Annotated in this window: 18 protein-coding genes and 1 tRNA gene; 13 read left to right on the forward strand and 6 right to left on the reverse strand. The window is 69.1% G+C overall.

Annotated features, from left to right (window positions below; genetic code table 11):
• Nucleotides 1-124 precede the first annotated feature (124 nt).
• Nucleotides 125-922, reverse strand: coding sequence for an IclR family transcriptional regulator (locus C4F17_RS23160; RefSeq protein ID WP_081268852.1), 798 nt, complete (start codon nt 920-922; stop codon nt 125-127).
• A gap of 185 nt (nt 923-1,107) precedes the next feature.
• Between C4F17_RS23160 and C4F17_RS23165 the strand changes: the two genes are divergently transcribed.
• From C4F17_RS23165 to C4F17_RS23220, 12 genes are all read left to right on the forward strand, one after another.
• Nucleotides 1,108-2,874, forward strand: a complete 1,767-nt coding sequence (locus tag C4F17_RS23165) for an FAD-dependent oxidoreductase (protein WP_106936807.1) — start codon at nt 1,108-1,110, stop codon at nt 2,872-2,874.
• 54 nt (nt 2,875-2,928) lie between these two features.
• Entirely contained in the window at nt 2,929-3,705 is a 777-nt protein-coding gene (locus C4F17_RS23170) for an SDR family NAD(P)-dependent oxidoreductase (RefSeq protein ID WP_106936808.1), read from the forward strand.
• 55 nt (nt 3,706-3,760) lie between these two features.
• Nucleotides 3,761-4,960: an ABC transporter substrate-binding protein gene (locus C4F17_RS23175; protein WP_106936809.1), complete on the forward strand. Its 1,200-nt coding sequence runs from the start codon at nt 3,761-3,763 to the stop codon at nt 4,958-4,960.
• Nucleotides 4,961-4,991: 31 nt separating this feature from the next.
• Entirely contained in the window at nt 4,992-5,915 is a 924-nt protein-coding gene (locus C4F17_RS23180) for a branched-chain amino acid ABC transporter permease (protein ID WP_081268848.1), read from the forward strand.
• The gene (locus C4F17_RS23185) at nt 5,912-7,702 is read left to right on the forward strand and encodes a branched-chain amino acid ABC transporter ATP-binding protein/permease (RefSeq protein ID WP_106936810.1); all 1,791 of its coding nucleotides are present in this window, start codon (nt 5,912-5,914) and stop codon (nt 7,700-7,702) included. The genes C4F17_RS23180 and C4F17_RS23185 overlap by 4 nt, the downstream gene beginning before the upstream one ends.
• Before the next feature lie 20 nt (nt 7,703-7,722).
• Nucleotides 7,723-8,433, forward strand: coding sequence for an ABC transporter ATP-binding protein (locus C4F17_RS23190; protein WP_106936811.1), 711 nt, complete (start codon nt 7,723-7,725; stop codon nt 8,431-8,433).
• 31 nt (nt 8,434-8,464) lie between these two features.
• The gene (locus tag C4F17_RS23195) at nt 8,465-9,439 is read left to right on the forward strand and encodes an MBL fold metallo-hydrolase (protein ID WP_106936812.1); all 975 of its coding nucleotides are present in this window, start codon (nt 8,465-8,467) and stop codon (nt 9,437-9,439) included.
• Nucleotides 9,440-9,580: 141 nt separating this feature from the next.
• Nucleotides 9,581-10,507, forward strand: coding sequence for a DMT family transporter (locus tag C4F17_RS23200; RefSeq protein WP_234382324.1), 927 nt, complete (start codon nt 9,581-9,583; stop codon nt 10,505-10,507).
• Between the two features lie 12 nt (nt 10,508-10,519).
• On the forward strand, nt 10,520-11,704 hold the full coding sequence (locus C4F17_RS23205; protein ID WP_106936813.1) for an NADH:flavin oxidoreductase/NADH oxidase: 1,185 nt from the start codon (nt 10,520-10,522) through the stop codon (nt 11,702-11,704).
• Nucleotides 11,701-12,426, forward strand: a complete 726-nt coding sequence (locus tag C4F17_RS23210; RefSeq protein WP_106936814.1) for an EthD domain-containing protein — start codon at nt 11,701-11,703, stop codon at nt 12,424-12,426. Before C4F17_RS23205 ends, C4F17_RS23210 begins: the two co-directional genes overlap by 4 nt.
• Nucleotides 12,427-12,571: 145 nt before the next feature.
• Entirely contained in the window at nt 12,572-12,835 is a 264-nt protein-coding gene (locus C4F17_RS23215; RefSeq protein ID WP_106936815.1) for a hypothetical protein, read from the forward strand.
• A gap of 32 nt (nt 12,836-12,867) precedes the next feature.
• Entirely contained in the window at nt 12,868-13,185 is a 318-nt protein-coding gene (locus C4F17_RS23220; protein ID WP_106936816.1) for a hypothetical protein, read from the forward strand.
• A gap of 9 nt (nt 13,186-13,194) precedes the next feature.
• Here C4F17_RS23220 and C4F17_RS23225 read toward each other — a convergent pair whose 3' ends face one another.
• From C4F17_RS23225 to C4F17_RS32860, 3 genes are all read right to left on the reverse strand, one after another.
• Nucleotides 13,195-14,874: a methyl-accepting chemotaxis protein gene (locus C4F17_RS23225; protein WP_106936817.1), complete on the reverse strand. Its 1,680-nt coding sequence runs from the start codon at nt 14,872-14,874 to the stop codon at nt 13,195-13,197.
• A 121-nt stretch (nt 14,875-14,995) separates the two neighbouring features.
• Nucleotides 14,996-15,667 (reverse strand): site-2 protease family protein, encoded by a 672-nt coding sequence (locus C4F17_RS23230; protein ID WP_106936818.1) that lies wholly within the window; start codon nt 15,665-15,667, stop codon nt 14,996-14,998.
• Nucleotides 15,668-15,749: 82 nt separating this feature from the next.
• Nucleotides 15,750-15,998 carry a hypothetical protein gene (locus tag C4F17_RS32860; RefSeq protein WP_081268838.1) on the reverse strand — a complete coding sequence of 83 codons (249 nt, stop codon included), beginning with the start codon at nt 15,996-15,998 and terminating at the stop codon, nt 15,750-15,752.
• A gap of 456 nt (nt 15,999-16,454) precedes the next feature.
• Here C4F17_RS32860 and C4F17_RS23235 point away from each other — a divergent pair, with 456 nt between their 5' ends.
• A complete protein-coding gene (locus C4F17_RS23235) occupies nt 16,455-16,868 on the forward strand; it encodes a hypothetical protein (protein ID WP_159053689.1) in 414 nt (137 codons plus the stop codon).
• Nucleotides 16,869-17,022: 154 nt separating this feature from the next.
• Here the strand turns inward: C4F17_RS23235 and C4F17_RS23240 are convergent.
• Nucleotides 17,023-17,097: transfer RNA gene (locus C4F17_RS23240), tRNA-Arg, on the reverse strand.
• Nucleotides 17,098-17,147: 50 nt separating this feature from the next.
• Complete coding sequence (locus C4F17_RS23245) at nt 17,148-21,239, reverse strand: translocation/assembly module TamB domain-containing protein (protein WP_106936820.1); 4,092 nt, start codon at nt 21,237-21,239, stop codon at nt 17,148-17,150.
• Nucleotides 21,240-21,245: the final 6 nt, after the last annotated feature.

The following is a 21,245-nucleotide window of genomic DNA, read 5'->3' on the forward strand; positions in this document are numbered from 1 at the left end:
TCCGATTAAAGAAGACTTCGAACGGCCGCGTTCGATTCGCGGCTGCAGAAAGTCACACTCACGCTACCAATTGCGAAGAATTGGCGCTAAAAGTTGATCATTGGTAGTTAACGCGAGGTTAACTTCAGCTGGCCTCGTCGATCGGCACGAAGCCGAGCCTGCGCGAGATTTCGAGCGCGCAGGCTTTCAGCGGCACGGCCACGCGGCCGTTCCAGTCGCTGTCGAAGGTGGCTTCCGGGCCCATGGCCGTGATGCCCAGCACCAGGTTGTTGGTCGAGTCGAACACCGGCGCACAGAAAGCGTCGATGCCGGGAATCGGCTGGCCCAGCGTGCGCGACATGCCGTGCAGGCGGGTTTCGACCAACAGCGCCTCGATCTGCGAGTGCGACAGTTCGGTGGTGGAGCCGCGGCCGTCGGCCGGGCGGGTGCGCGCCAGGTCTTCGAGCATCATCTTCTCGACCACCTTGGGCGGCAGGTAGGCCGCGAACAGCCGCCCCGTGGCCGTGTAGGCCAGCGACATGACGGTGCCGGTGCGCAGGTTCACGTGCAGCGGGTGGATGGGTTCCTCCAGCCGCACGACGGTCGGCCCGAAATTGCCCCATACGGCCACCGCGATGCTCTGTTCGGTTTCCGAGGCCAGCGCCTCGATGAGCGGCGACGCCTCCTTGATCGGGTCGAGCCGCTGCAGCTTGGCAAGACCCAGCTGCAGGGCCAGCGGCCCCAGTTCGTAGCGGCCCGCGCCGTCCTGAACGACGAAGCCGACCTTCAGAAAACTGACGAGGTAGGGATGTGCCTTGCCCACGGGCACGCCCGCGGCCTTGCCCAGGTCGCGCAGCGCCATCGGCGCGACGTGCCGACCCAGCGCCACGAGCAGCTGCGTTCCGATTTCGACTGACTGAATGCCACGTCTTGGCTTTTCCATAGGGCGCCCGGCGTGGGGAATGAGGGTGGGGGCGAGTATATCCATCAGGGTTTCTACTGATATTGTCACAGACAATCGATGATGACTGATCATCTGATAGTAACTAAACGACTTGACCATATCAATAACGCTGCCTAAACTCCGCCGCAACTTAAGTCGTACACAAACAGGCGAAACAGGCAGAGATGGAACAGAACACTTTTGAATGCGACGTGCTGGTCGTCGGCAGCGGCGCCTCGGGCATGTCCACCGCCATCACGGCGGCTTCGCAGGGGTTGAAGGTGCTGGTGGTCGACAAGGAGCCGCGCTTCGGCGGCACCACCGCGCGCTCGGGCGGCTGGCTTTGGATTCCGGGCACGCGCCTGGCCACGGAGCAGGGCATCCACGAGCCCGAGGGCGCCGCGCTCACCTACATGAAGCACGAGACCACCACGCACTTCGATGCGGCGCGCGTCGGTGCCTTCCTCGACATGGGCCCCAAGGCCATCGACTTCTTCACGCGCAACACCTGCGTGCAGTTCGACATGCCGCCCGTGTTCCCCGACTACCACGCCGAAGCGCCCGGCGGCCAGCAGGGCGGCCGCTCGATGGTCACGCGCCCGTTCGACGGCCGCGAGCTGGGCAAGCGCGTCAAGCTGCTGGCGCCGCCGCTGCCCGAGCTGACCGTGTTCGGAATGATGTTGGGCTCGGGCCCCGAGATCAAACACTTCATGCGGGCGTTCAAGTCGCCCACCTCGTTCTGGTACGTGACCAAGCGGCTGACCCGCCACTTCCTCGACGTGCTGGGCCACGGCCGCGGCATGACGCTGACCAACGGCAACGCGCTGGCCGGCCGCCTCGCCAAGGCCGCGATGGACCTGGACATTCCCGTGTGGCTTTCTTCGCCGGTGAAGAAGCTGGTGGTCGAGTACGACGGCGTCTCCGGTGCCGTGGTGCAGCACGAAGGCAAGAGCGTGCGCGTGGTCGCCAAGCGCGGCGTGGTGCTGGCCTGCGGCGGCTTCCCGTACGACGTGGAGCGCCGCAAGCAGCTGTTCCCGCACGCACCGACCGGCAAGGAGCACTACTCGCCTTCGCCTTCCACCAACACCGGCGACGGCCTGCGCCTGGCCGAAGCCGTGGGCGGCCGCGTCGACGGCACCATTCCGCATGCCGCCGCGTGGGTGCCGGCTTCGGTCACCACCCGCCCCGACGGCACCAAGGGCGTGATGCCGCACTTCATCGACCGCGCAAAGCCCGGCGTGATCGCGGTCACGCCCAAGGGCAGGCGCTTCGCCAACGAAGGCAACTCGTACCACGACTTCGTGCAGGCGATGGTCAAGGCCTGCGAAAGCGACGGCGAACCCGAAGTCACGGCCTGGCTGCTGTGCGACCACAAGGCGCTGCGCAACTACGGCCTGGGCTGCGTCGCGCCGGCGCCGCTGCCCATCGGCCGCCACCTGAAGAGCGGCTACCTCAAGCGCGGCGCCACCGTCGGCGAACTGGCCAGGGAAATCGGCATTGCGCCGGCCACGCTCGAAGCCACCGTGCAGGAGTTCAACAAGGGCGCGCGCACCGGCGACGACCCCGCCTTCGGCAAGGGCAGCAAGGCCTACAACCGCTACCAGGGCGACGCCAACGTCACGCCCAACCCGTGCGTCGCGCCGCTGGAGAACGGCCCGTACTACGCCATCAGGCTGGTGGTCGGCGACATCGGCACCTTCGCCGGCCTCGTCACCGACGAGAAGACCCGCGTGCTCGACGCCAACCGCCAGCCGATCAAGGGCCTCTACGCCGTCGGCAACGACGCGGCCAGCGTGATGGGCGGCAACTACCCCGGCGCGGGCATCACGCTCGGCCCGGCGCTGACCTTCGGCTACGTGGCGGGCCTGCAGCTCGCGCAGGCCGAGGCCGCCGCGGCGGTGCAGCTGAAGGTGGAGCAGCGCGAAGCCGTGCCCGTGAGCCGCAAGGCCTGAGCCCTCCCGCAATCGAAGCATCCGCATTCCGTACATACATAGAAGGAGACACCGATGGCCTTTCCCTCCAACGTCGCGCCGCGCCTGCTCGAAGGCCGCCTCGCCCTCGTCACCGGCGCGGGGCAGGGCAACGGCCGCGCGCTCGCGCTCGGCCTGGCGCAGGCCGGCGCGCGCGTGGTCGTGACCGACATGAACGAAGCCACCGTGCGCGAGACCGCGCAGCTGGTGCGCAACAAAGGCGGCGAAGCCTGGTCCTTCGTGCTCGACGTGACCGTGCCCGAGGCCTGCCATGCGCTCGCCGAGCGCGTGGGCAAGGAGATCGGCAACGTCGACCTGCTGGTGAACAACGCCGGCATCATCATCCGCGAGACCACCGCGAGCCCGAACGCCGCCGCCAACTGGAAGAAGACCATCGACGTGAACGTGCACGGCACCTTCAACACCACGCTGGCCTTCATTCCGGTGCTCAAGCAGACGAAGGGCTCGATCATCAACATCGCCTCCATCGCCGCCTATGCGGGGCAGGGCGCGAGCCTGGGCTACTCACCGTCCAAGGGCGCCATCAAGATGCTGACGCAGTCGCTCGCGCAAGAGCTGGCGCCGGCCGGCGTGCGCGTCAACGCGCTCGCGCCCGGCGTCATCGAAACGCCCATGACCGCCGCCACGCGCGACAACCCGGGCCGCCTCGAATCGTTCATGACGCGCATCCCCATGGGCCGCGTCGGCCAGACCGAAGACCTCGTCGGCCCGGTGATCTTCCTGGCCAGCGACATGTCGCGCTACGTCACCGGCATCGTGCTGCCGGTGGACGGCGGCTTCCTTGCCGTCTGAGCCGCCTGCGCTTTCCCTTCGCTTCCCCGTCCGTCAATCCATCAGGAGACAAAAAATGAAAACCCTTCGTCTGTACAAGACCCTGCTCGCCGCGGCTGCGTTCGCCGCCTTCACCGCCGGTGCGTCGGCGCAAGACATCAAGCTGGGCTACAACGGCGACCTGTCGGCATCGCCCTCGGCGCAGAGCGGCCAGGCCGCGGTGCTGGGCATGGAAGCGGCCATTGCCGACATCAACGCCGCCGGCGGCGTGCTGGGCAAGAAGCTGGCGCTGGTCACGCGCGACGACGTGTCGGCTCCGCCCAAGTCGATCCAGAACATGAGCGACCTGATCGACAACGAGAAGGTGGTCGCCGTGTTCGGCCCCACCAACTCGGGCAACGCGATGGCGTGGAAGCACATCGCCAACCAGAAGAAGATTCCGGTGCTGGGCAACGTGGGTTCGGGCACCGACATCACCAAGCCCATGAGCCCCGGCGCCGACAACTACATGTTCCGCGTCTCGATGGTCGACCGCGAACAGGTGGCCGCGCTCATGGCCTACGTGAAGAAGAACGCCGCCGGCTCCAAGGTGGTGGGCCTCATGGCCGAGACCACCGGCTACGGCCAGGGCGGCCTGAAGGACATGGAAGAAATCGCCAAGCTGCAGGACATCAAGATCGCGGCCACCGAGCGCTTCGGCGTCGGCGACACCGACATGACCTCGCAGCTGAGCAAGATGAAGGCCGCCAACGTCGACACCGTGGTGGTGTGGGCGCAGGGCACGCCCATCGCGCAGCTGGTGCGCAGCATGGAGAAGATCAACTACTTCCCGCTGACGCTCACCTCCTGGGCCGCCGACAACATCACCTTCTACGACGCGGCCGGCAAGGCGCTGGCCGAGAAGCCGATCTTCATGCGCACCGTGAGCGAGACCCGCACGCCCGCGCAGCAGAAGCTGTTCGACCGCATCGGCAGCAAGCTGAAGGCGCCGGGCTCGTTCTCCTTCGCGCTGCACGGCTATGACTCGATGCAGCTGCTGGCCCAGGCCATGAAGCAGGCCAACAGCACCGACGGCGCCGCCGTGCGTGCCGCGCTCGAAGACCTGAAGACGCCGGTGCAGGGCGTCCTCAAGACCTACGACAAGCCCTTCAGCAAGACCAACCACGAAGCCCTGACCGCCAAGGACCTGGTGTGGATCCGCTGGAAGGACGGCAAGCTGCTGCCCTACAGCGACGCGCTGATCGACGGCCTGAAGCCGGCCGACTTCAAGCAGTAAGCAAAGCAAGAAGCAAGAAGAGACACAGACCATGGTTGTAGCGCTCCTGCAGGCGCTCATCAGCGGGCTCGCCGTCGGCGGTGCCTATGCGCTGGTGGCGCTCGGATTCAGCATCACGTTCACGACGACCAAGACGCTGAACTTCTCGCACGGCGAGTTCGTCTCGGCCGGCGCGTTCATCGGCATGAGCGCTCTGTTCCTGGTGCTGGGCAAGCCTTTCGACTCCACCACCTTCGGCGACGCCATTCCCGGCGCGGGCGCGCAGCTCTTCGCGCTGGTGGCCGCGCTCGGCGTGATGGGGCTGCTGGGCTGGCTGCTCTACGTGCTGGGCGTGCGTCCGTTCGCGGGCCGCCCAGGCATGGCGTGGGTGATGAGCACGCTGGGCTTCGGCGTGATCCTGCAGAGCGTGGGCCTGGCCATCTGGGGCCCCAAGCCCGTGGTGGTGCCCGCGCCGGTGGGCGACACCGTGATCCGCATGTTCGGCGTGGGGGTACGCCCGCAGGAGCTGCTGACGCTGGGCGTGGCGGTGGTCGTGATGTTCGGCTTCGACCGCGTCATGAACCGCACCATGGTCGGCAAGGCCATGCGCGCGGTGGCGCAGAACGGCAACGTGGCCAGCCTGATGGGCATCAACACCAACGCGATGATGATCGGCGCCTTCGTCGTCAGCTCGGCGCTGGCGGGGCTCTCGGGCTTCCTGCTCGCGCCCATCGCGCAGGCATCGCTCTTCATGGGGCTGACCGTGGGGCTCAAGGGCTTCTCGGGCGCGATGATCGGCGGGCTGAGCAATCCGCGCGGCTGCGTGATCGGCGGCTTTTTGCTCGGCGTGCTCGAGTCGATGGTCAACCTGTGGCAGGCGCAGTGGCGTGAGGTGGCGGTGTTCGCGCTCGTCATCCTGGTGCTGGCCTTCCGGCCCACGGGCCTGTTCGGCCGCTCGACGGTGGAGAAGGTATGAAGCGCCTCGCCCACCCCGCCGGCGTGGTCGCGTTCGCGGCCGTGCTGATCGGCATCGTGTCGATGTCCGGCAACGACTACTACCTGCGCATCGCCTTCATGATGTGCGTCTACTACCTGTGCGCCGCCGGCATGAACGTGCTGGTGGGCTACGCGGGACAGAAATCGCTCGGCCAGGCCGGGCTGTTCGCGGCCGGCGCCTACGGCGTGGCGCTGCTGACTTCGCGCACCGACATGGACCCGTGGCTCGCGCTTGCGCTGGCCGCCGTCATCTCCGGCCTGTGCGGCGTGCTCATCGCGCTGCCTTCGCTGCGCGTGAAGGGGCCGTACCTGGCCATGGTCACGCTGGCCTTCGGCATCGTGGTGGAAAAGCTCGTGGGCGAATGGACCGACGTGTTCGGCGGCGCGCAGGGCATCTACGGCATCCGTCCGCTCACCTGGAAGGGCGCGCCGCTGGACACCACGCAGTGGGTCATCCTCGGCATCGTGCTGTGCGCGGCGCTGCACCTGCTGCTGCGCAACCTGCTGGGCGGGCGCTTCGGCCGCGCGCTGCTGTCGCTGCAGGCGGACGAGATCGCCTCGTCTTCGGTGGGCGTGCGCGTGTACCGCGCCAAGGTCATGGCCTTCGTGGTCGCGGCCGTCACCTGCGGCATCGCGGGCGCGCTGGTGGCGCAGCAGAACCAGTACATCAACTCCGACTTCATCACCTTCCACCTGTCGATCTTCATCCTGCTGCTGGTGCTGTTCGGCGGCGCGGGCTCGATGTACGGCCCGCTGGTGGGCGCGGTGCTGCTCACGCTGACCGACGCGCTGCTGGCGCGCTGGCCCTCGGCGCAGCACTTCCTCTACGGCTTCCTGCTGCTGTTCGCGCTGTACGTGATGCCGGGCGGCGTGGTGGGCCTGTTCAACAAGTGGTTCATGAAGTCGCGCCATCGCGGCGAAGGCGCGGGCGGCAAAGGCGTGCCCGGCCAGATCGGCCCCGGCGGCGAAGGCGAACTGCTGGTGGTGCAGGGCGTGACCAAGTCCTATGGCGGCGTGAAGCCGGCGCAGGACGTGTCGTTCCGCCTGCAGCGCGGCCACATCCATGCGCTGATCGGGCCCAACGGCGCGGGCAAGAGCACCATGATCAACATGCTCACCGGCGTGATCGAACCCGATGCGGGCGTGATCCGCTTCCTGGGCCAGAACATCGTGGGCCAGCCGGCGCACACCATCTGCTGCCTGGGCATGGGCCGCACCTTCCAGAACCTGCGCCTGTTCGCCGACCTGTCGGTGCTCGACAACGTCATGCTGGGCCGCCACAGCCGCATGAGCAACGGCTTCCTGTCGTCGCTGGTGGCGTGGCCCACGGCCGGCAGGCAGGAGCGCGAGACGCGTGAACGCGCGCTGCAGCTGCTCGACCTGGTCGGCCTCGGCCACCTGGCGCACTGGCCCGCCGGCAGCCTGCCCTACGGCCTGCAGCGCCGCGTGGAGCTGGCGCGCGCGCTGGCCACCGAGCCGCAACTGCTGCTGCTCGACGAGCCCGCCGCCGGCCTGAACCCGCAGGAGACGGCCGAGCTCGGCGAACTGCTGCTGCGCATCGGCAAATGCGGCGTGTCGATCCTGATGGTGGAGCACCACATGGACCTGGTGATGTCGATCTCCGACCACGTGATCGTGCTCGACTACGGCATCAAGATCGCCGAGGGCAAGCCCGCCGAGGTGCAGGCCAACCCGCGCGTGGTCGAGGCCTACCTGGGCGTGGACGACGAAGAAGAAGAGGCACTGGCCACGGCCATGCCCGCCTGAGCAGAAAGACCGAAACCATCATGCTGAAAATCGAATCGGTGAAGGTCTCGTACGGCGCCATCGAGGCCGTCAAGGGCGTGAGCCTGGAAGTGCGCGCGGGCGAGGTCGTCACCATCATCGGCGCCAACGGCGCCGGCAAGAGCACGCTGCTCAAGAGCATCGTCGGGCTGGAGCCCGTGGCCGAGGGCCGCGTGCTGATCGACGGCAACGACTGCACCCACGTGCCTTCGCACAAGCGCGTGGGCCTGGGCGTGGCGCTGTCGCCCGAAGGCCGGGGCGTTTTCCCCGACCAGACGGTGCGCGAGAACCTGATGCTCGGCGCCTACTCGCGCCGCAACGACAAGGCCTTCGTGGAGAGCGCCATCGAACGCGAGTTCGCGCGCTTCCCGCGGCTGAAGGAGCGCCAGCACCAGCCTTCGGGCACGCTGTCGGGCGGCGAGCAGCAGATGCTGGCCATTGCCCGCGCGCTCATGAGCGAGCCGCGCCTGCTGCTGCTCGACGAGCCCTCGCTGGGGCTCGCGCCGCTCATCATCAAGGACATCTTCGACGCCATCCGCCAGCTGCGCAGTTCGGGCCTGACCATCCTGCTGGTGGAGCAGATGGCCAAGCAGGCGCTGGGCGTGGCCGACCGCGCCTATGTGCTGGAAACCGGCTGCATCACGCTCGAAGGCTCCGGCCGCGAGCTGCTCGACAACCCCAAGGTGAAGTCCGCGTACCTCGGCACGCACTGACGCCACCGCTCACTTCAAAGGACCGCTTCCAATGACCGCCACCACCAAGAAATTCGCCAGCCAGGCCGACCTCGAAGAAAAGAAGGTCTCGTTCACCCGCCTCTCGGAGAACGCCTACGCCTACACCGCCGAAGGCGACCCCAACACCGGCATCTTCATCGGCGACGAGGCCGTGATGGTGGTCGACACCCAGGCCACGCCGGCCATGGCGCAGGACGTGATCCGCCGCATCCGCGAAGTGACGCCGCTGCCCATCAAGTACGTGCTGCTGAGCCACTACCACGCGGTGCGCGTGCTGGGCGCGTCGGCCTACTTCAAGGAAGGCGCCGAGCAGATCATTGCCAGCCGCGACACCTACGACCTGATCGTCGAGCGCGGCGAGCAGGACAAGGCCAGCGAGATCGGCCGCTTTCCGCGCCTGTTCCGCAATGTCGAGAGCGTGCCCGCGGGCCTGACCTGGCCCACCATGACCTTCGACGGCACCATGAGCGTGTGGCTGGGCAAGAAGCTCGAAGTGAAGATCGCGCAAGTCGGCCGCGGCCACACCAAGGGCGACACCATCGCCTACCTGGAAGACCAGAAGATCTGCTTTGCCGGCGACCTGGTCGAATACCAGAGCACCGCCTACGCCGGCGACTGCTACTTCCGCGACTGGCCCACCACGCTCGACCGCCTCGCGGGCTTCGGCTTCGAGAAGCTGGTGCCCGGCCGCGGCGCCGCGCTGGAGAACGCGAGCGACGTGCGCAAGGCCATCGCCTCCACGCGCGCCTTCATCTCCGACGTGTACACGCTGGTCAACAACGGCGTGGCCCAGGGCAAGACGCTGAACGCGATCTACAAGGAAACCGTGGCCGCGCTGCGCCCGACCTACGGCCACTGGGTGATCTTCGACCACTGCATGCCCTTCGACGTGACCCGCGCGTATGACGAAGCCACCGGTCACGTCCACCCGCGCATCTGGACCGCCGAGCGCGACATCGAGATGTGGAACGAACTGGAAGGTTGACCACCCCCAGCCTCGCCCACTTCGTGTGGCTCGGACACCCCCTCGCGGGGGCGCACCCTGCGGCCCGGCAGAGCCGGTTCCGCGGGCGCTCCCGAAAGGCCCACGCTTCGCGGGGCGCGCACTGCTCCTCGAACATCTGAAATGAAACAGTCCACACCGCCACCTGGCGCGACACCCGCCGCCGTGCAGGGCTGGATGCTCCTGGCGATGGTGCTGTGGGGCGTGAACGTGTCCGCCGTGAAGGCGCTCACCACGTCCTTCGAGTCGCTGCCGCTGGCCGCGCTGCGCATGGCGGTGGCGTGCCTGGCGCTGTCGGCCATCGTGCTGTGGCGCCGGGGCGGCGTGCCCGCGCTCGGCGCGCGGCAGCTCGCGGCCATGACGGGGTGCGCGTTCCTCATGGTCTATGCCAACCAGATCCTGTTCGCGCAGGGCCTGCTGCGCTCCACCGCCACCAACGGCGCGCTCATCATGGCGCTGAGCCCGCTGGTTTCGGCGCTGATGGCCGCGCTGGTGTTCCGTGAAAGCCTCACGCCCCGGCGCATGCTGGGCGTGGCGCTGGGCTTCGCGGGGGTGGCGGCCGTGGTGCTGAGCCACCCGGGCGCGGGGCTGTCGCGTGCCGGCATCGGCGACCTGATGCTGGCGCTGGGCGTGGTGAGCTTCGCGATCGGCGGCGTGGGCGTGCAGCGGCTCGCGCGGCAGATCGATCCGCTGTCGATCAGCTGGGTCATCTACATGATCGGCACCGCCATGCTGGTGCTGCACACCCTGCTCGGGCGTTCGCGGCTGGGCACGGCCGAGCTGTTTCCCGGCGCGTGGCCGTGGGCGCTGGTGCTGTTCTCCGGCATTGCCGCCACCGCGGCGGGCAACCTCATCTGGAACCGTGCGATCTCCGTCATCGGCGTGGCGCGCACGGCCGTCTTTCTTTACTGGGTGCCGGTGTTCGGCGTCGCGTTCGCGGCGCTGCTGCTGGGCGAAGCGCTCACGTGGTGGCACCTGCTCGGCTTCGTCGCCGTGATGAGCGGCACCTGGCTGGGTACGCGGCCCGCCGCCACGGCCGTCGCGCCCTGATCCCTGCCATTCATGTCCGACTCTCTTCCCCTGCTGTTCCAGCCTTTGCAACTGCGCGGCCTCACGCTGGCCAACCGCGTCGTCATCTCGCCCATGTGCCAGCACGCCGCCGACCGTGGCCATGCCACGCCGTGGCACATGGTGCACCTGGGCAAGTTCGCGCTCGGCGGTGCGGGGCTGATCCTTACCGAAAGCACCGCGGTCGATCCGCGCGGGCGCATCGGCACGGCCGACCTCGGGCTGTGGAACGACAGCCAGATCGCGCCGCTGAAGGCCGTGGTCGACTTCGTGCATGCGCAGGGCAGTGCCATCGGCGTGCAGCTGGCGCACGCGGGGCGCAAGGCCGGCAGCCAGCCGCTGTGGGAAGGGGGCGCGGCGCTGGATGACGCGCGCATGGCCGCCGACGAGGAACCCTGGGAGCGCCTGGGCCCGAGCGCGCTCGCGGCGGGTCCGGGCTGGTCGGCGCCACGCGCGCTGGACGCGGACGGCGTCGCCTCGGTCGTGCAGCACTTCGTCGATGCGGCGGTGCGCGCGGACAAGGCGGGCTTCGACGTGGTCGAGCTGCACTTCGGGCACGGCTACCTCGTGGCGAGTTTTCTGTCGCCCAACGCCAACCACCGGGGCGACGCGCTCGGCGGCAGCCGCGACAAACGCATGTGGCTGGCGCTGGAAATCGCGCGGCGGGTGCGTGCCGCATGGCCTGCGCACAAGCCGCTGTTCTGCCGCCTGTCGGCGGTGGACGGCACGCTCGACGGCTGGAGCCTGGACGACTCGGTGGTGCTCGCGCGCGAGCTCAAGCGCTGCGGCGTCGACGTGATCGACTGTTCGTCCGGCGGGCTCACGGAAGAGACGCGCGCGCTGCCGGTGCCGCGCGGGCTCGGTTTCCAGGTGCCGTTCTCGGCGCGCATCCGGCGCGAGGCGCAGGTGCCCACCCAAGCCGTCGGCATGATCGTCGACGCGCAGCAGGCCGAGGCCGTGCTCGCCGCCGGCGATGCCGACCTGATCGCGCTGGGCCGCGAGGCGTTGTTCGACCCCTATTGGCCGCACCACGCGGCCGCCGCGCTCGGCGCGGACCCCGGCTACGAACGCTGGCCGGTGCGCCACGGCGTGTGGCTGGCCAAGCGCGCGCCGGGCCTGGCGCGCGCGCGGGCCGAAGCGGCGGCGGCATCCAGCGACAAGAAGACAGGCACGCAATGACCGAACCGACCAGCACCGCTGCAACCACCACCACCAGCCTGCGCATGGGCCTGATCCGCAAGAAGCCCGCGTGGACCGACGAAGCCTTCCGCACCCACTGGCGCGACAGGCACGGCCCGCTGGTGGCGCAGTTGCCCACGCTGCGCGCCTACCGGCAGAACCTGGTCGTCGACCGGCTGCAGCGCGGCATCGATTTCGCGCGCGGACCGTGGGACTTCGACGGCTTCTCGCAACTGCGCTTCGACGAGGCCGCGCAGGCGTCGCAAGCCTTCGGCCACGGCGAACTGGCGGCTGCCATCCGCGCCGACGAAGAGCGCTTTCTGGGCGGCCTGCACATCGTGAGCGTCGCGCAGACCGAAGTGATCGCGCTGCCGCCCGAGCCCCATGGCCTGCTCAAGCGCATCTCGCTGCTGCGCCGGCCGGCTGCGCAATCCGAAGAAGACTTCCGCCGCGAATGGCGGGTTCATGCCGAGCATGTGCGCCGCATGCCGGGCGTGAGCGGCTACCGCCAGAACGTGGTGACCGCGCGCGAGTTCGTGAAGGGCACGCCCTGCGACTACCCGGAGCTGCCCATCGACGGCATCGTCGAGCTGTGGTTCGAGAACACCGACACGCTGAACGCCGCCTTCGCATCGCCCCAGGGTCGGGTGACGATGGCGCATGCGCTCACCTTCCTGGCGGAGATCACGGCCTTCGTGGTGGAAGAGTACCGGGTGGCTTGAGCGCGCGGCGCACGGCGGCGCGCCAGTTAACCCGTTCATGGGATTGACCCGGCCGGTGCCATGGCGACACTGGGCCGACAAAAACTCCAACCCACGGACATGCCCGCTTCGCACGATGGCAGGCAGTGTTCGAGCGCGCGCGCCCTTGACCTCACATCCCATTTCCGTCGACCTGAAGGGCGGCTGGTCCTGTTCGTTCCACTTCAAGCAGGGCGTGAGCGGCGGCTACGCCGGCGTGGCCGAGATCGCGCTGGACGGCCTGCGGCATGGCGAGGTCGTGATCATGGCCCAGCCCTCGCTCGACGCCGCCGTGGAGCGCATGAAGCTGCGCGCCAGCCAGTTCGTCAGCGTGCGGTCGGTCGACGGGGCGCACAAGCCGTGGCGTGAGCGGACCGAAGCGCAAAAGTAATATCCGGCCTCGACAACACCGGAGCAGCAGGCATGGGGCGGATCTTCTTCATCGGCATCGTCATGGCAGCCGCCGCGTGCGCGGCATCCGCCCAGACGCGCAAGCCGTTTCCACCCGGCGTGGTGGGCGTGATGCGCATCGACGCCGGCACCGAATACGTTTTTCTCGACCGGCCCACCACCGTGGGCGGCGCATGCAAGGGATGGAAGGCGGTGTCGATCCAGGCGCCCGGCCCGGCGGGGTCGGGCCTGACCAATCTCATGTGCTGGAAGGAATCGAACGGGCAGCTGCTGACCGCGACAGAAGCCAAGGTCACGCCGCAGGTCGCGTCGATGGACCTGATTCGCTGATGCGGCTGCTCAGGCCGGCAGCAGGCGGTCCTTGGGCGTTGCTGCGAGCCGCGCCTTGCGGGCCGGCGTATTGCCCCGGGCCGGCAGCCACTGCGCGTCTTGCCGCGCGGCCTCGCCGTCGCCCGGCAGCACGAACTGGCTGATCAGCGCCTCGAGGCTGCGTGCCTGGTCGCGCAGGCCTTGCGACGCGGCGGCCGACTCTTCCACCAGCGCCGAGTTCTGCTGCGTCATGCGGTCCAGCCGAGAGACGGCGGTGTTGATCTGGCCGATGTCGCGCGTCTGCGCATGCGTGGCCTCGGTGATGTCGTTCACCGTGCCCGCCACCTGCCGGATCGACGCCATGATGCGGCCCATCGTCTGCCCCGCGCTGTCGGCCAGCTGCGTGCCGGCCTCGATGCGCTGCACCGAGTTCTCGATCAGCCCCTTGATCTCGCGCGCCGCCGCCGCCGAGCGCGTGGCCAGCTGCCGCACCTCGGCCGCCACCACCGCGAAGCCCCGGCCCGATTCGCCGGCGCGCGCGGCTTCCACCGCCGCGTTGAGCGCGAGGATGTTCGTCTGGAACGCGATGCCGTCGATCACGCCGATGATGTCCGCCATCTTGTGCGAGGCGCGGTGAATGTCCTGCATCGTGCCGACCACCTGCGACACCACCTCGCCGCCCTGCGCCGCTACCGTGGCCGCGGCGCCCGCCATCTGCTCGGCCCGGCCCGCGGCCTCGCTCGACTGCGCCACGTTGCGCATCACCAGCTCCAGCGCGGCAGCCGTCTGCTGCAGGCTCGACGCGGCTTCTTCCGTGCGCGACGAAAGTTCCGAATTGCCCTGCGCCATGTCGCCGGCCGCCACGCGCACGTTCTGCACCGATTCGCGCACCCGCTCGACCAGTTCGCGCAGCGCGCCCTGCATCGCGCCCAGCGCCTGCAGCATCTGCCCGGCCTCGTCGCGTGCGTGGCCCTCGATGTCCTGCCGCAGGTCGAGGCTGGCCACGCGCTGGGCCGTTTCGCCGGCCGCGCGGATCGGCCTGCTGATGCTGCGCACCAGCCACTGCGCCAGCACCGCGCCCACCAGCAACGCCGCCGCGCAGAACGCCACCAGCGCCAGCCGCGCCGACGCGCTCAGGCCGTCGATGCGGGCGTCGGCTGCATCCATGGCGTCGCGCTGCGCCTGCGCGAGCCTGGACACCGCCGCCAGCAGCGCGGCCGAGCCCGGCTGGAAGCGCTGCGAATAGACGTTGCGGATGCGCTCGGTCAGGCCCGAGTCGCGTGCCGCGATCAGCTCTTTCACGGCCGCCTTGAAGCTGGTGCCCGCGGTTTCGATCTGCGCGAGCAATGCGCGGTCGGGCTCGGACTTCAGGCGCTGGTCGACCTGCTGCATCAGCGCGTTGTATTGCGTTTCCGTCGCCTGGATGTCGGCCGCGAGGATCTCGCCGACCTCGGGCTCGGAGCTCAGCGCCATCGCCTTGTAGCGCTCGGCGTTGATCGCCTGCAGCCGGTAGGCGTCGACCACCAGGCGTTCGGACACGCCGTTCTGCTGGATGGCTTCATGCGTGGCGCCGGTCACCTTGGCCAGCGACCAGATGCCGATGCCCGAGCCCGCAAGGGTCAGCAGCAGCACGACGCTGAAAGTGGCCAGCAGCCGGCGGCCGAGGATGTTGAGGGGACGGGGAGGGCGCGGGTCGGTGGCGGAAGTCACGGGGCTGCGATGAAGAAGAAGGCTGGGAACGTTCCCGCGCCCGATTGGAGCCGTGCCGTGTTACCGGGAATTAACAGTTGGGGCCGCAGGGCTTTGCGGCCTTGCTTTCTTCGTCTTTGCTTCAGCGTGCGAGGAACACGCCGATGGCCACGATCCATGCCGCGCCCAGCGCGATCGCCAGCCACGCGGACCATTGCATCAGCAGCTCCTTCCAGCGCGGCTGATCGTGCGGGCATGGGTCGAGCAACGCCAGCAAGGCCTGGCCGCCGCCCATCGTCGGCAGCGGAAGCAGGTTCAGCGCGGCGAACTTCGCGGCGAGCATGCCGAGCAACGATGCGAAGCCGAGCGACCCCACATTCGTCGCGCCGCCGAGCAGATGCTGCGCGGTGGAGAGCGGCGAGAGCGCGCCCGTGGCGATCTGCGCAAAGCCGTTGACGAGGCTGCCCCATGCCGCGTCGGGCCGCAACACGAAGGCCACGGCGATGAGCGCTGCAATGCCCGACAGCGGAAGCAGCACGCGCACCGCGCGCGGCTGGGTGTCGAAGGCGTCGTCGGCCCAATCGGGCGCGGCGTCGTGCGGCTTGGTGTCGGTGAGCGTGTTCTTGAGCATGACCGCGCCGCCGAACGGCAGCGCGCGCAGGCGGAAGATGCCCATGGACAGCAGAGTCGGACCGAAGCCCAGCGACACCTCGCGAACCGTGATGCCGAGCAAGCGGGCGAGCATGGCCATCACGGTGGTGTGAAGCGCGGCCAGCAGGGCGATGGCGGCGATGAACTGCAGGGTGAGGGACATGGCGGAACGAAGGCAGGGAACACAAGCGGGTGCTTGCGGTGCGGGCGATGTTAGCTTTGGGATCGCCGCTGCTGCCTGTCCCTTATCGCTCGCGCGGGATGCAGACCTGGATCAGGTTCATCACTTCTCTCGCCAATTCGGAGGCGAGCCAGAACACGTTGCCGCGATGTTCCGGTCCTGCGTCTTCCTGCTGCGGCGGGCCGTTGCCGTGGCAGTAGCAGAGCAGCGAATAGAGCTGCGTGCTCTTTTCCTCCAGGAGCGTTGCTGCGTCTGGCGGGGCCTCTGCGTGAGCCAGGGGCGTGGAGGGGCGGGCTATATTTGGGGTAGCCATTTGGGGTGCTTCCTTTTTGAGAGTTGGGCACTTCACTTGGTCAGACGGCCGGGGTGTTGACGCATCCCGGCCGTCGCCTTTTGAGACCTCGCATTTGCATCGATGCGGCGGCGCGCCGATGACCCGCTGCGAGGCGGTGCGGTTCATTCGTTCGGGTGCTTGAGGGGGATGCGCTCCTTGCCCACTTGGTGGGGTGTTGGGGGACGAGGGCGTTTACTGTAGAGACGAATGGGGGCGCATAGGCAACGGGAAGTGCCCAGTAGTTCTCGGATCGGATGGGAAAGTGACACTCGGCGATGTCGCGTCACAAAGGGCTGACCTTTGTTGATCGCCACCCGGTTCGGCGGGCCGTTCTGAGCGAGGAAGTCTGGAATCGGCTGGCCTTACGATCAAAGCCAGATCTGATATCTCGCCCGGCAGCAAAGTACCGTGCTGGGCGCTTACGAATCCGAATCCATGCTCCATTACACAACCATCCAATTCGGCCTTCCTTCGACTGATACCGCTGACATCGGCCGCGTCGACAACGCTGAAGCAGCCATTGCGCTTGTCAGATCGGTTGACTGGCGAAGTGTCATGGGGGCGTGGCATGAAACCCAGGAGGGGCCGTTGCCAGCCATCGTCTTCCAGGCTCCGAGCGCCAAGGCTGAGTTGTACGTGAGTCATGTGCCGATGGATGCAGCGCCCTACGATCAGGTGCACTTCGTGCGGACCGAAAAGGCTGGATGGCTGCGCTCCCGGAAAATCACGATCACAGCAGAGGTGCATTCGCAAGCACAGCTCGCTCAATGCCTTGCCGATTGGGAAGCCGAGCGCTGGGAGTCGCTTGCGCAGCGCTTGCGCGACCATGGGGTGAATGTGCTTGACTGAGCTCGGGCGGGCTCGTCGATTCGTGAGTGCGAGCCGCTTGCCCTTCATCTGCCGAGCAAACGTGTCTCCTGAGAGACGGCGGGCAAAGAAAAACCCGCAACGCCTTGAGGGGTGCGGGTTTCTGGGTTGGGTGAGACGCCGTGATTCGGGTCTTTGGTGCCTTCGACAGGAATCGAACCTGTATCTGAGTCTTAGGAGGACCCCGTTCTATCCATTGAACTACGAAGACGGAGGGCAGCGGCCCGCACTTTACCAGCTTGCAGCGCCATTCCCAGCCAGTCAGTCGTACTTCACCGTATAGATCAGATCCAGCCCGCTCGTCTGCCCCGCCTGCCCCCGCAGCGTGAGCCTGGTGGTCAGGTCGTAGAAGATGAACAGCGTGCCGAAGGTCCCGCCGATGCTGCGCTCGTAGGTGATGTAGAAGTCTTTCGAAAGCCGCTTGCCCAGCGTCACCGCCGATTCGCGCAGGTCGCCGCCGCTGCCCGGGCCCTTGAAGCCCAGTTCGTCCAGCCCGAAGCGGCTGGCCAGGCTGCCGCCGGAGCCGCTGCCGCCGATCTTGCCGAGCAGCGACAGCGCGGCCTGCTGCAGCAGCGCCGATTCGCCGCCGCTGGTGGCCGATGCGCGGCCCAGAATCACCCATGACAGGGTTTCGGCGTCCGACAGGGCGGGCTCGGAATACAGCTTCACGCGCGGCGATTGCGCGGTGCCGGTGATCTGCACGCCCGCACGCTGCGACAGGTTCGGGCGAATGGCCAGGATGTCCAGCGCGGGGTTGTCGAAGGGGCCGTTGAAGCGGGCCACGCCGGTCTCCACGTCGAGCTGCTGGCCGTAGGCGCGGTACTGGCCCTTCACGGTCTTCACCTCGCCGGTGATGCGCGGCGGGGCGTTCAGCCGGGTGCTGCGGATTTCCAGGTCGCCTTCCAGGCGGGTGGTGATGCCGCGGCCCTGCACCGCGAAGTCGTCGCCCAGGTCGAAGTTGACGACGATGTCCGGCGGCTTGGCGGTCTGCGGCTTCGCGGCCTGGGCGTCGGCGCGCTCGGATTCGCGTTTCGCCGCCTCGGCGGCCTCGCGGTCCTTGGCGGCGGAGCGCACGACGACGTCGCTGCCCAGGCTGGGCGCGGTTTCGTCGGGCAGGATGATGACGGCGCGGTCGGTCCTGAGCTTGCCGCGCACGGTGAACTGGCCGTTGTCCAGCTTGGCCTGCAGGTCGCCCGAGAGCGTGACCTGCCGGTCGGTGCGCACCAGCACGCGCAACGCGCGCAACTGGCCCTGCATGGCCATGCGCACGCCCGATGCGGTGCCGCTGGCCGGGCCCCAGCTGAGGTCGCCGGTGGCCGACAGCGTGCCGCCGTCGGAGCGGGCCTCGCTGGCCGCGGTGCTGCGGTTGCCGCTCTGGCCGGCAATGCGCGCGGAGCTGCCGGCGCCGCCCTTGAGCGTGAATTCGGTGATTTCCACGCGCTCGCCATTCAGCGAGGCGCGCAGCCGGCCGTCGCGCAGGTCCAGCCCTTCGACGGGCGCGCGCAGCGCGAGCTTGTCGGCGCCCAGCGTGCCGTTCCAGCGCGGCACGGCGCGGTTGCCCGACAGGGTGGCGGCGGCGTCGAGCGTGCCGGCAATGCGCCAGCCCGGCGGCGCGAGCATCGACCACACGCCCAGGTTGGGCAGGCTGGCCTTGATGGTGCCGCCCAGCGGCGCGTCGGGCGCCCACTGCCAGCCGCCGGCGCGCTGCTGCACGCGGGTGTCGATGTCGGCGTTGATCTTGCCGGCGCGTTCGCTGTCCCACGCCAGGGTGGCGCGCACGGCGTCGCCCTGGGCATCCAGCCGCAGCTCGGCCTGGCGCAGGCCGGCCGGGGTGCTGGGGGCCTCGACGCCGTTGGGGGCGGTGGCGGAGTTCATGGTGCGTTCGCTGGCGGTGCCCGTGCCGGTGCTCACGATGCGCGTGACCAGCGCGGCCTCGCCGGCCTGCACGCGGATGTCGCCGCTCTGGCGCGCGATGCGGGCCTTGACACGCAGCGTGTCGCCGGCGTCGATGTCCCAGTCGCCGTCGAACATCAGGTCGCCGCTGATGCCGTATTCGCCCAGCGTGGTGTTGGCGCCGAGCGCGCCGGCCCAGGCCATGGGCAGGCCCTGCAGCTGGCCCTTGGACTGCACGCGGAACACGCGGTTGGGCGCCGCGCCGCTCTGGCTGAAGCGCAGCGGCTGCCAGTCGATGCGCACGGTGCCGGGAACGGGGCCGCGCAGGGTGGCCGCGGCGGCGGAGGCTTCGACATCCAGGCGCGCGGCGTTGCCGCTGGTGCTGCGGATGGTGGCCGTCACCTCGCGGCTCAGCTCCAGCACCCAGGGGGCGCCGGGGCGGGCGCTGTCCTGGGCCTGCAGGCGCAGGCTGGCGAGCGCGGCGCGCCACTGGTCGGTGCCCGCGAGGCCGCCGCTGGCGCGGGTGTCGATGGTGAATTTCTGGGTGCCGGTGGTGGCTTCGCCCTGCAGCGTGAGGCTGGCTTGCGCAAGGCTGCCCGCGAGTTCGGCGCGCAGGCCGTTCAGCTGCACGGCGGTGGCGGCGGCGCCGGGCGCCGAGGCCGGCAGGAGAAGGTCGAGCCGGGGCACGCCCAGCATGGCCTTGAGCGTGGGCTCGGCGATGCCGCGCTGCGCCGGCGCGTTCGCGTTCTGCAGGCGGCGCTGGATGGTCTGCCAGCCGCCCTGCCAGCTTGCATCGAGCCTGGCGGAGCCCTTGGCGCTGGCGTTCGCGAACACGTTCGACAGCCCCGGCAGGCCCTGCACCCAGCGCTGCACGGCGTCGGCATCGTCGATGCTGGCCTTGATGTCGCCGCCGCCGGTGGTGGGCGCGATGCGGCCTTCGACCTGCGCGCTGCCGCCCGGCAGCACGAGGTTGAGCTTGCCGCTGCCGGCCTGGTCGGCCACGCGCACCTGCAGCTTGCCGTCGAGGCTGGCGCGCTGGGCTTCGATGCGCAGGGTGCGCAGGTCGAGCACCTGGTCTTTCCACTGGCCCTGGGCCAGCGCGCGGTCGAGCGCGAAGCCGGGCAGCGCCTTGCTGCCGGCGCCGCCTTCGGCGCGCAGCGCGGCGTCGAAGCTGATGGTGCTTTCCTTCTGCTCGGCCTTGATCGTGCCGCTCACCGGCGCGCCGGAAAGCTCGCTGTACAGCGCGCCGGGCCGCACGCCGCGCACGGTGGCCTGGGCCTGCCAGGGGGCGGGCGCGGGGCTCCACTTGCCGGCCGCGTCGATGCGGCCGCCGCCCGCGCGCACGGTGGCTTCGGGAATGGTCCAGCTGGTGCCGTCGAAGCCGACGTGGGCCTGCACCTGTTCGACCGGGAGCTTTTCTTCGTCCCACGGGCCGGCCACGCTGTTGCGGATGTCGGCCGATGCCTTCCATGCGGCCGGGCCGGTGTCGGTGTCGGGCGTGAGTTCGACGGTGCCGGTGAGCCGGGTCTGCGGCGCGCCGGGCCACAGGCTGGAGGCGTCCACGTTGCGCAGGTCGGCCTTGGCGTCGATCACCGGCTGCGGCAGCCAAGGGGCGATCTGCGCCTGCAGCCTGGCTTCCATCGGGGCGTCGGCGTTTTCCTCGGCGGGCTTGAGCTCGGCGGCCACCTGCAGGCGGGCTTCGGTGCCTGCGAGCGTGCCCTTGACGGTGGCTTCGGCCAGCACGTCGATGTCGCGGTCCTCGGCCAGCGGGGCCTTCACGCGGCCTTTGAGCGAGGCGTCGATCGCCATCGGCGCGGGGCCCTGCAGCTTGACGCGCGCGCTGTAGTGGCCGTCGGCAATGTCCACGCCCTTCACTTCGAGCGCATGCTCGGCGGCCTTGTAGCTGTAGCTGCCCGACAGGTTGAGCGCCTGCAGCGCGGGCGGGCCGGCCCAGCGCACTTCGTCGATGCGAAAGGGCACGTCGACATCGACCGGCAGCGCCAGCTGCTGCAGCGGCTCCGCGGGCTTGTCGCTCGGCGGGCCGCGCTTTTCGATCAGCACCTGCTTCGCGTGCACCTCGCCCAGCTGTACCTTGCGCTGGAACAGCGGCGCGAGCTGCCAGCCGATGGTGGCGTCGTTCACCTCGACGGCGATGCTCTCGCTCTGGTACTTGAGCCAGCCGATGTGGCCGCCGGTGCGCAGCGAGCCGGTGACGTCGCGGCTTTCCAGCGTCTGCCCGGCGGGCAGGCGCTGCGCCGCCTGGGCGAGCGCGAAGGCCAGCGACTTGTTGGAGCCCAGCCACCACCACGCGCCCGCACCCAGCAGCAGCACGGCCACGAACAGGCCGAGCACGGTCCAGGCGAATGCGCGCAGCGCGCGGCGCGTGCGCGAGCGCCGTGCGGCGGGGGGCGTATGCGTCGGTGCGCCGGCGGGATCGGTGTGGTTGGCTTCGGTCTGCATCGACGG

The organism is Variovorax sp. PMC12 (assembly GCF_003019815.1).
GTDB lineage: Bacteria > Pseudomonadota > Gammaproteobacteria > Burkholderiales > Burkholderiaceae_C > Variovorax.

Bases quoted from the DNA above. Each gene is read 5' to 3' on its own strand.
- C4F17_RS23195 (WP_106936812.1), top strand. From the start codon at position 8,465: ATGACCGCCACCACCAAGAAATTCGCCAGCCAGGCCGACCTCGAAGAA.
- C4F17_RS23235 (WP_159053689.1), top strand. From the start codon at position 16,455: ATGCTCCATTACACAACCATCCAATTCGGCCTTCCTTCGACTGATACC.
- C4F17_RS23200 (WP_234382324.1), top strand. From the start codon at position 9,581: ATGAAACAGTCCACACCGCCACCTGGCGCGACACCCGCCGCCGTGCAG.
- C4F17_RS23160 (WP_081268852.1), bottom strand. From the start codon at position 922: ATGGAAAAGCCAAGACGTGGCATTCAGTCAGTCGAAATCGGAACGCAG.
- C4F17_RS23210 (WP_106936814.1), top strand. From the start codon at position 11,701: ATGACCGAACCGACCAGCACCGCTGCAACCACCACCACCAGCCTGCGC.
- C4F17_RS23230 (WP_106936818.1), bottom strand. From the start codon at position 15,667: ATGTCCCTCACCCTGCAGTTCATCGCCGCCATCGCCCTGCTGGCCGCG.
- C4F17_RS32860 (WP_081268838.1), bottom strand. From the start codon at position 15,998: ATGGCTACCCCAAATATAGCCCGCCCCTCCACGCCCCTGGCTCACGCA.
- C4F17_RS23165 (WP_106936807.1), top strand. From the start codon at position 1,108: ATGGAACAGAACACTTTTGAATGCGACGTGCTGGTCGTCGGCAGCGGC.
- C4F17_RS23180 (WP_081268848.1), top strand. From the start codon at position 4,992: ATGGTTGTAGCGCTCCTGCAGGCGCTCATCAGCGGGCTCGCCGTCGGC.
- C4F17_RS23205 (WP_106936813.1), top strand. From the start codon at position 10,520: ATGTCCGACTCTCTTCCCCTGCTGTTCCAGCCTTTGCAACTGCGCGGC.
- C4F17_RS23220 (WP_106936816.1), top strand. From the start codon at position 12,868: ATGGGGCGGATCTTCTTCATCGGCATCGTCATGGCAGCCGCCGCGTGC.
- C4F17_RS23245 (WP_106936820.1), bottom strand. From the start codon at position 21,239: ATGCAGACCGAAGCCAACCACACCGATCCCGCCGGCGCACCGACGCAT.
- C4F17_RS23190 (WP_106936811.1), top strand. From the start codon at position 7,723: ATGCTGAAAATCGAATCGGTGAAGGTCTCGTACGGCGCCATCGAGGCC.
- C4F17_RS23185 (WP_106936810.1), top strand. From the start codon at position 5,912: ATGAAGCGCCTCGCCCACCCCGCCGGCGTGGTCGCGTTCGCGGCCGTG.
- C4F17_RS23170 (WP_106936808.1), top strand. From the start codon at position 2,929: ATGGCCTTTCCCTCCAACGTCGCGCCGCGCCTGCTCGAAGGCCGCCTC.
- C4F17_RS23175 (WP_106936809.1), top strand. From the start codon at position 3,761: ATGAAAACCCTTCGTCTGTACAAGACCCTGCTCGCCGCGGCTGCGTTC.